The organism is Aporhodopirellula sallentina SM41 (assembly GCF_000346505.1).
GTDB classification, from domain to species: Bacteria; Planctomycetota; Planctomycetia; order Pirellulales; family Pirellulaceae; genus Rhodopirellula; species Rhodopirellula sallentina.
The window spans coordinates 1-3101 of record NZ_ANOH01000122.1 but is presented as its reverse complement, the minus strand read 5'-3'; the positions used below and the strand labels follow the sequence as shown (position 1 = coordinate 3101).

The window sequence follows — 3101 nt, the reverse complement described above, 5'->3', positions numbered from 1 at the left end:
ATGACGGCGTCCCGTCCGTCGTTCTTTCGCTATCGCAGTCAGCCTACTCATGACACGACTATTTGCCGGAACTCCGTTTGACATTCCGCCCGAGTGCGATCTGTGTGGTCGAGTCGAGTCGGAATGTCAGTGTACGCAAGCAGACAAAAACGCGGCCGAGGCACAGCGGCAACGTGAAGCAGACCGCTTGCCACCGGAGAAGCAAACGGCACGCATCGGCACCGAAAAGCGAAAAGGCGGCAGGACCGCGACCGTGATCAAAGGGCTGACCGCACGAGCGAATGATCTGCCCGCGCTCTTGTCGCAGTTGCAAACCGCCTGTGGAACCGGTGGCACGGTGAAGGCCAAGGACGATCTGATCGAACTGCAAGGCGACCACACCCAGGCCGCCCGTGAATGCCTCAAAGCAATCGGCTTCCGTGTGAAATAACCAGATTTCACCGTAGCTGCAGTCGCCAGGCTTCAGTGAGCATTCACCGTGGCTGGAGTCGCCAGACTTCAGAATACAGCCCCTCAACGTCCCGTACGTCGCCACGACTCCCGTAAGGTTCCCCGCTCACGGACACAACCGGACGCCATTCGCGCTATCCGGCAAAATGCTCTAGCATACAGGTGTCAGGCCACCCGCTCGGGAGGCGTTTCTCATCCTGATTGCAGGATTGCTGCTGTGAACCCAGTCAACGAATTGTCGCCTCAGGAATTGGCAGAAGTCCGCGACCAGTGCCACGCCTACGAAGTTGCATGGCACGAAAGCCCGCAGGCGACCAACTTGCAGACGTGGGTGGAACGCGCGCCGATGAAGCTGCGCCCACGCCTGTTTGCCGAACTGCTAACTCTCGACAGTGAACTCAGGACCGCTCAGTCGTACGAAGATTCCGGTCCGTCGCTCAGCGAATTGTGTCCGTTCGACGTTGCCGATTCGGTGTCGATGGGAGACGAGACACTCGACTTTGACTCGCTCGACGGGATCATCGAGAAGGCATTGCAGGATCAGAGTTTGGGCGTCGTCGATGAGGCCCGTCGTTCGCTGTTGAATTGTCCTACGCTCGCGGGCGTTTCCGAACAGGCCGCCAGGGCGCTCAATGATGGGCTGCAACCGCTCGATGCCGAACCGGGAACAGTGCTGCTCAAACAAGGACAGCCCGCAGCGGGTCTGTTCGTCATCGTTCACGGCCAAGTCGAAGTGTCCAAGAAGGTCAGGTCGTCTGAGGTGCGGTTTGCACGTTGCGAAGCGGGCAGTGTTGTCGGCGAGATGTCGCTGCTGACTGGAAAACGTTGCACTGCGACGGCCACCGCGATCTCGCCACTGGTCGCTCTGAAATTGGATGTCGACCGGTACAAGGAATTGATTCAAGAGTTTCCCGAAATTGAAATCGCGTTGAGCCAATTGATCAGCGATCGGTTGGGAAGTCGTGAGGTCGACGCGCTTTGTGGTCGCGTGATCAACGGATACCGCCTGAGTCGATGCATCAGTCGTGGTGGAATGGGCGTGGTGTACGAATGCCGTAGCAGTAAGTTCCCAGGCCGATCGCTCGCGTTGAAGATGTTGCGTCATGAGTTCATTCACGAACCCAGCACGATCGATAATTTCGAACGTGAGTCAACGGTTCTTCGGGCGCTCAGTCACCCCAACATCGTCACCGTCCTCGATGCGTTCATCGACTACCGTACGCGTTTTCTGGTAATGCCGATGTGCGACGGTCATGACTTGTCGCGATTGTTGCGGCGTCACGGGCGATTGGACGAAGAATGCGTGCGTTGTCTACTCGGGCAGATCACCGCTGGGCTCGAACACGCTCATCAAAATCAAATCGTCCACTTGGATCTCAAACCTGCCAATGTGTTGATGAGCCTCGATGGCAACGCCGCGATTGCTGACTTCGGTCTTTGCAACGTGATCGGAGCTGAAGAGTTGAGCGAAACGGTGATGGGCACCCCGGCCTACATGCCGCCGGAGCAATTACGCGGAGACGCCGTAGATCCCAACGGTGATTGGTACGCGTTGGCTTGCATGGCGTATGAGATGCTCAGCGGGAAAAAACTCTTTGACAGCCGCGATTGGATGAAGTTGCTGCTGCAGAAAGAACGCTTTGAACCCGAGCAACTACCCGGTGATGTTGAGATGAGCGACGAGCTGCGAAGTATCCTGCGAGCAGCATTGCATTACGATCCTGCTGATCGACAGTGGCCCACCGAGGACGTCAAATCGTGGGCGCGGCCGATCACGCGGTGGATGTGTGACGCGGTGGAAGGGTGACGCGGACGCCTAGCGTTCCAACGCAGCTTGGTTTTCGAGTAGGCGGTCGCGGATCACGGGAAAGATCTTGCTGCATGAGGATCTCCTACAAGATCCACTACCCGAAAGTAGAACCGACATAGGACTGCTAGTCCGACTCCCGTTTCATTTCTTCGTCAATCAACATCCGAACCGACGGTGTGTCGAGATCATCATATTGGCCGCCACGAATGCAGAGGATGCATGCGAGCACGCCTCCGCCGCCGAGTATCAAGGCGATCGGAAGTGCTACAAATAGAACGCTCATTGATTGTCCCTCCGAGATGATTGACGCTCTGGATAGGTTGGCCACGCGAGCGTCAGTGCCAACACGCTCACGCTGCTGATCGGCATCAAAATCGCGGCGATCAATGGACTGATTTTGCCGAACATAGCCAAACCGACCGCAATCAAATTATATGCCAGCGAAACGACGAGTGCGGTGCGGATCAGACGGTCCGTACGCATCGAAGCGGAGATTAGATCGGCAACACTCGACAGTCCGCCCGAGGCGATGAAGACCGGAGCTGCTTGGAGGCTGACCTCGGCGCCGCCACGAACCGCGATGCCAACATCGGCCGCGGCAAGCGCGGCGGCGTCGTTCGCCCCATCGCCAATCATGACGGTGGTCGGGTTCTCGCTGGCTGACATAACGCGATCGCCGTTTGGCTGTGTCGTGGTCACCGGCGTCGTTTGCTCGCGATTGTCGATAGAGTGGAACCGAGCATCTCCGCGGACGGCAGCGAGCTTCTCTTCCGGGCTGAGTCCGCCGAAGGCATCGTCCGGCGAGATACCGAGCTGCGACGCGATATGGCTCACGATGTCG

Annotated in this window: 3 protein-coding genes and 1 pseudogene; 2 read left to right on the top strand and 2 right to left on the bottom strand. The window is 57.9% G+C overall.

Translation table 11 applies throughout. The annotated features are described in order from the left end of the window. The first annotated feature begins 49 nt into the window (after window positions 1-49). Window positions 50-430 carry a translation initiation factor gene (locus RSSM_RS08125; protein WP_008676492.1) on the top strand — a complete coding sequence of 127 codons (381 nt, stop codon included), beginning with the start codon at window positions 50-52 and terminating at the stop codon, window positions 428-430. Between the two features lie 237 nt (window positions 431-667). Beyond that, window positions 668-2257, top strand: a complete 1590-nt coding sequence (locus RSSM_RS08120; protein WP_008676491.1) for a protein kinase domain-containing protein — start codon at window positions 668-670, stop codon at window positions 2255-2257. Window positions 2258-2384: 127 nt separating this feature from the next. Here RSSM_RS08120 and ccoS read toward each other — a convergent pair whose 3' ends face one another. Both ccoS and RSSM_RS08110 read right to left on the bottom strand, forming a co-directional pair. Then, window positions 2385-2543, bottom strand: coding sequence for a cbb3-type cytochrome oxidase assembly protein CcoS (gene ccoS / locus RSSM_RS08115; protein ID WP_008676490.1), 159 nt, complete (start codon window positions 2541-2543; stop codon window positions 2385-2387). Further along, window positions 2540-3101, bottom strand: a pseudogene (locus RSSM_RS08110) (heavy metal translocating P-type ATPase); the annotation flags it as partial. The gene ccoS and the pseudogene RSSM_RS08110, both read right to left, overlap by 4 nt.